The sequence below is a fragment of the Proteus mirabilis ATCC 29906 genome (assembly GCF_000160755.1).
Lineage (GTDB): Bacteria > Pseudomonadota > Gammaproteobacteria > Enterobacterales > Enterobacteriaceae > Proteus > Proteus mirabilis.
In genome coordinates this window covers 263,437-268,644 of sequence record NZ_GG668577.1, presented here as the reverse complement: position 1 = coordinate 268,644, position 5,208 = coordinate 263,437, and the positions used below count along the sequence as shown (strand labels likewise).

Genomic DNA, 5,208 nt, shown 5'->3' with positions numbered 1-5,208 from the left:
TCTTTGTCGAAATACTGCCCTTGAAAACGCAGGTTCTGTTCACGATTAAATGTGCTTGTGGGGCGGGTTTAACGCTGTAAATGCCCCCAAGCACTGTATTGCCCTTGCCAAACGATTTCACCCTCACTGTTGGTCAGCGCTTCCGGTAAGCCACTTAAACTGCTGTGCGTATAATAAATCGCCCGTTGTGGATTAAGCGGGTTATCCGTGCATTCAATGCGGGCTAGAGGCGTATAACTTTGGTCATTGTAAGCATGATAAACCGTGGTATGGGGCGCTGCGCTGCTGTGCTCAGATACCAATCGCATCCCTACCCAGCCAAAGGTGTACACTTCATCCGGCTCATGTTGGTGATAGGTCACCGTATTGGCAATCGCACTGGCTTTCCATAACCGTTTTTCAATCCGGCGCCCTAAGATATCGTAGCGGTATTCCGCTCGCTCATAAAATTCTTTTATATAAAAATATTAGTTACTCATTATAAATAAAGGATTAATCAAAACTGATGGAAATGAGTGTTTGTTTTCATAAATAAGCTTACACCCATTATGAAAATGTAATTCTACTTGTTCTATTTTAGAATCTATAAATATAGAATAATCGGGTAATGATATATTTTTTTGTTTTAATAGTTGTTCTTCTGTTTGCGTCATTACTCTAAACTTATCTGATATATTTATATCAACACCTGAAGCATTCACATCTTGATTCAAACAAATACTTTCATAACTTCTATTAGATAGTTTAGCAATACAGATTTCAATATAAAAACCATTAATATTAATAGTATAAATCTTAGCGTTTCTGAAAAACTCTTCATGTGAATATGATAGCAAGCATATTCTTTCATCATTAGAAGTGATAGAATTGAATATTGATCCTTTATTAATTATATCTATTATATCCATTGATAAATTTATCATAATTAACAACCTTTTCCTGTTATACCTTTTATTGCGGTATTTTGATTCAAGGCTTTTTGTAAGTGACTCCACTCAGCGGCTTTATCAGGCCATCTCACTTTTGCCTTTTCAAGATAATCAACGACTTTTATTTTATTTTTTGTATCAGATAAGTATAGATCTAATTTTTCTATTGCTTTTTTCCAGGCTACTGTATTAACATCTGTTTTACTAAATACAGGCTTGTATATTATTTGTCCATATTTACCTGGTTTTATAGCAATTTCTATTTTATCAATATCTACATGAGCACCCTTAACCCACCAATCATCAACATCAGACAGTGAGAGTTTCTCGAAGGTTATCAGAAATAACAAACCTAACTCATTAATCGAGAAGTAACATGGATATAATATGATTTACCTGCTTTGATGTGTTATTATAGCCAATAGCAGGCAATATATGGGCTAAAGATTATTATTAAATATAAGAATGTTCAATCAGCTTGAAATAGACCTATATATTTCAATCCATTATAAAAATCCATTATTGTTTTTTTTATTTCAAAATCTTTATTTTGATACCAAAAAATCGCATTTGCTTTTTTTATTCCCAAATTATTACATTTTCCTTTAATTATATTTAACTCACTACTATCAACTGCAGCATCAACTAGAATATCATCTAAAGAAACATCTTCTTTATGCCTTGGTATGATCTCTATAAAATCCTCATCATATCATTTCAGACCTATATCCTTACAAAACTCACATATTTTATAGTTAGGATCATCAAAATCTCCTTCAACAGAATAGTCCAACTGAAAGTAGCTTATGTATTGTTATTCAGGTAAAAAATTACTACCTATCCACAAATGGATTTTATTTTTCATACTTAACATCCTTTTAATCGCATATGTTCACGATGATGTTTGCCAATGATTTTCTTAGCTTCCAATTTAGAATTGGCAGATTCTACATCAGAAATTAATTTATTATGAAAATGTCTACCAGCTCGGCTACCATGATGTCCTCCATCTGCTAGTAACACTCCTTTTGAATCTGTAACATTTGTAAATATGATTCTATTAGTATCGACAACATAACGTTTCAATTCTTCTGCCGTAAAGCCTAATTCTTTTGTTTTTGTCGCTAGAGAAACAGGAAATAATTCATGTTTTCCCCTGTACCACGCAATGCAGCGGACACGGCATCTTTATTCTCAACAATATCACTTACACTTGCTGAGTTAAACCACTCATTATCAGCCAAAAGTTGACTAGTAACTATAATTTTTAAATCACGACTGTTTTTTGACACAAAAAATCTCCCCAGCAATTGGTTACCCAACTATTAGGGCATTTCAAAAAATTAAACTCTTACTCGACTTTCTACTACTCTTTATACCTCGATTTAAAAAACTCCCAATATTTAGATGGGTATTCTTTAAATGCTCTATTCTTACCTTTCTTATAAGCTTTTATAAAGCATTCATAAGCCTCATCATTTTCACCCAGCTCCAAGCAAACGGCGCCTAAATTAACTAATTCGGATGTGGCAATATCAGGGATATTGCACTTAAAAATATCAGACGCCCACTTTTTGGCTTCTATATAATCACCACGAGAAAAATAGATATCATATAAGCTCATCATTACTAATCGAGCTTCTTCACTTTTGTACCTATCCCCATAGATAACATCTAATTCATTTAAAACAGAAATGGAGTTATTTATTGCTTCATCAACATTTCCCTGAGAATAGAGTTTATTACCTTCACTTATCATTTTAAGTATTAAAGGATTAAATGACGCCATAATTTTATATTCCTTATTTCACTATTGGTGGCTGTATAGGTAGTACAGGCGGCAAGTATACCTGACCAATTTGAGCCCCGGCGGAACGGTTAAGTGAATAATGATCCAGATAGTAATTTTTCGAATCCAACATCCAATTTCTAACGGATTTAGATTTCGGCCCTAAATATCTACCAGTATTATTCCACCATGTCACAGCATCTGTTTTATGTGACATGTCAGCTTCGCGCAATGGATACCAATTTCCATCCGATGCTTTAAAAATTGTCTGCCCATTAACATCCAGTACATCTCCATCTCGCCTCATTCGAGCTATAACTTCTCGCCCTGTCCGGCTATTTTTTCCTGGAGTTCGTCCTAAATAATTATTACGACAAGATAATCCAAGCGGATCCACCCATGTCAATGGATCCGGCGCATAAGCATATAAATTTATCCCCCCTGCCAACCCTATTGGGTCTTGCTGGGTAAAACGGCCTAAATCCGGGGCATAGTACCTGAACGTATTATAATGTAACCCAGTATACTCGTATCATCCTGATACTCGCCCTACGGGCCAGCGCAAGCGCTGTTCAAATTTGTTCCCGACAAATTTGTCTTTGTCGAAATACTGCCCTTGAAAACGCAGGTTCTGTTCACGATTAAATGTGCTTGTGGGGCGGGTTTGACGCTGTAATTGTCCCCAAGCACTGTATTGCCCTTGCCAGACTATTTCACCCTCACTGTTGGTCAACGCTTCCGGTAAGCCACTTAAACTGCTGTGCGTATAATAAATCGCCCGTTGCGGATTAAGCGGGTTATCCGTGCATTCAATGCGAGCAAGAGGCGTATAACTTTGGTCATTGTAAGCATGATAAACCGTGGTATGGGGCGCTGCGCTGCTGTGCTCAGACACCAGTCGCATCCCTACCCAGCCAAAAGTGTACACTTCATCCGGCTCATGTTGATGATAGGTCACCGTATTGGCAATCGCACTGGCTTTCCATAACCGTTTTTCAATCCGGCGCCCTAAGATATCGTAGCGGTATTCCGCTCGCTGATACCCTAAGGGCCCTTGGTCGATATCCACCGCGATAATGCGGTGGTCACTGTCATAGTGATAACGTTGCCCCGAGCTACTGCCTTTTTCATAGCGCGATACCATGCGACCAAAACCGTCGTAGCGATAATCAAATTTATCACTGCCTTGTACTTGGTTATGCGGTGCTTCGGTGTGTGGACGGGTCAGTAAATTGGCCGCTGCATCATACAGAAAGTGTTCGGTTTGCACCGACCCTAAATGCGCCGTCAACTGCCCCAGCGGGTCGTACTGATAACTGTGGTAGTACCAATGTCCGGCGGTAAAAACCTCGCCCGTTTGACCATAACTGACACTGCACTCGATAAACTAGAATGATCCTATTTCTACGGAAGGAACTTCTTTATAAAGTTCAGGTGTATATACAACACATTCTTCATTAGGGTACATTCCAGTCCAAATTAACAAATAAAAATCTTTCATTTTAATATACTTACTTTGAGGTGGAGGTATTTCAGGTAATACCCCCATATAAATATTAATTAATCGTTCGTTACTCCAAAAATTTATAGCATATCTTAATGTTTCTTTAAAAAAATAATGCCATGATTTTGATTTGTATTTCCTAGCCATAGGGACTAAGTAATCATTAATAAGTTTCACAGCACTATCATGATTATTTAAGTTTAATCCTCTGTATTTTTCAGGGATAATATACCCTTCACAAATAGGTACCCAAAAGCTAACAAGATAACCTTCGCTAATAATGATTTGCTTCATTATAAGATTCCAAATATTGTAATTAATTTTCCATTTGCATCAAAATAAGCTCTTATTTTTGATGTTGAACCATATATTCTTCCACCACTTTGATATCCTTCTGCAACTATACGTCCCATATCTATATCAATTGCTTTATTCGAGCCAGCATATTTAAGTACTTGCGAAATAGCGTCATATTGATCTTTATAACTCAGAAATCTTGTGGATGAAGGTGCGCTTCTTCCTAACGTTTTTCTATCAAGAACTATTGTATAATGATTATCAGGTGAGTTACCTGTTCTGGCTCTATATTGTTGTTGCTCTAAGGTTGTCCCCGCTCCATGTCTTCTTAATCCATGAGCATTTAAAGCACCATGCTGCGATTCTAAATTTTGAATAGCCTTTTTATAATCTGCTTCAGTTTTTAATTTAGGACCACAACTCCAACCCCACGGATCCACCCATGTCAATGGATTTGGCGCATAAGCATATAAATTTATCCCCCCTGCCAACCCTATTGGGTCTTGTTGGGTAAAACGGCCTAAATCTGGGGCATAGTACCTGAACGTATTATAATGCAGGCCAGTATACTCGTATCATCCTGATACTCGCCCTACGGGCCAGCGCAAGCGCTGTTCAAATTTGTTCCCGACAAATTTGTCTTTGTCGAAATACTGCCCTTGAAAACGCAGGTTCTGTTCACGATTAAA

Annotated in this window: 7 protein-coding genes and 3 pseudogenes; all 10 read right to left on the bottom strand. The window is 37.3% G+C overall.

What is annotated here, in order from left to right; genetic code table 11:
* Nucleotides 1-68: 68 nt before the first annotated feature.
* On the bottom strand, nt 69-362 hold the full coding sequence (locus HMPREF0693_RS07700; protein ID WP_004244654.1) for an RHS domain-containing protein: 294 nt from the start codon (nt 360-362) through the stop codon (nt 69-71).
* A 105-nt stretch (nt 363-467) separates the two neighbouring features.
* Nucleotides 468-923: a hypothetical protein gene (locus HMPREF0693_RS07695; protein ID WP_036894563.1), complete on the bottom strand. Its 456-nt coding sequence runs from the start codon at nt 921-923 to the stop codon at nt 468-470.
* A 2-nt stretch (nt 924-925) separates the two neighbouring features.
* Nucleotides 926-1,279, bottom strand: coding sequence for a hypothetical protein (locus tag HMPREF0693_RS07690; protein ID WP_004244651.1), 354 nt, complete (start codon nt 1,277-1,279; stop codon nt 926-928).
* Between the two features lie 119 nt (nt 1,280-1,398).
* Nucleotides 1,399-1,629, bottom strand: a pseudogene (locus tag HMPREF0693_RS19480) (immunity 22 family protein); the annotation flags it as partial.
* Between the two features lie 167 nt (nt 1,630-1,796).
* Nucleotides 1,797-2,015 (bottom strand): hypothetical protein, encoded by a 219-nt coding sequence (locus tag HMPREF0693_RS07680; RefSeq protein ID WP_004244649.1) that lies wholly within the window; start codon nt 2,013-2,015, stop codon nt 1,797-1,799.
* A gap of 38 nt (nt 2,016-2,053) precedes the next feature.
* Complete coding sequence (locus HMPREF0693_RS18900) at nt 2,054-2,221, bottom strand: hypothetical protein (protein ID WP_155115351.1); 168 nt, start codon at nt 2,219-2,221, stop codon at nt 2,054-2,056.
* Between the two features lie 74 nt (nt 2,222-2,295).
* Nucleotides 2,296-2,718, bottom strand: coding sequence for a tetratricopeptide repeat protein (locus HMPREF0693_RS07675; RefSeq protein WP_004244647.1), 423 nt, complete (start codon nt 2,716-2,718; stop codon nt 2,296-2,298).
* A 13-nt stretch (nt 2,719-2,731) separates the two neighbouring features.
* Nucleotides 2,732-4,102, bottom strand: a pseudogene (locus HMPREF0693_RS19865) (RHS repeat-associated core domain-containing protein); the annotation flags it as partial.
* A 3-nt stretch (nt 4,103-4,105) separates the two neighbouring features.
* Complete coding sequence (locus HMPREF0693_RS07660) at nt 4,106-4,516, bottom strand: hypothetical protein (protein ID WP_004244643.1); 411 nt, start codon at nt 4,514-4,516, stop codon at nt 4,106-4,108.
* A gap of 421 nt (nt 4,517-4,937) precedes the next feature.
* A pseudogene (locus tag HMPREF0693_RS19810) lies at nt 4,938-5,085 on the bottom strand (RHS repeat-associated core domain-containing protein); the annotation flags it as partial.
* Nucleotides 5,086-5,208 lie beyond the last annotated feature (123 nt).

What these genes read in the sequence shown, in the direction of transcription:
- HMPREF0693_RS07675 (WP_004244647.1), bottom strand. Translation starts at nt 2,718, where the DNA reads ATGGCGTCATTTAATCCTTTAATACTTAAAATGATAAGTGAAGGTAAT.
- HMPREF0693_RS07695 (WP_036894563.1), bottom strand. Translation starts at nt 923, where the DNA reads ATGATAAATTTATCAATGGATATAATAGATATAATTAATAAAGGATCA.
- HMPREF0693_RS07660 (WP_004244643.1), bottom strand. Translation starts at nt 4,516, where the DNA reads ATGAAGCAAATCATTATTAGCGAAGGTTATCTTGTTAGCTTTTGGGTA.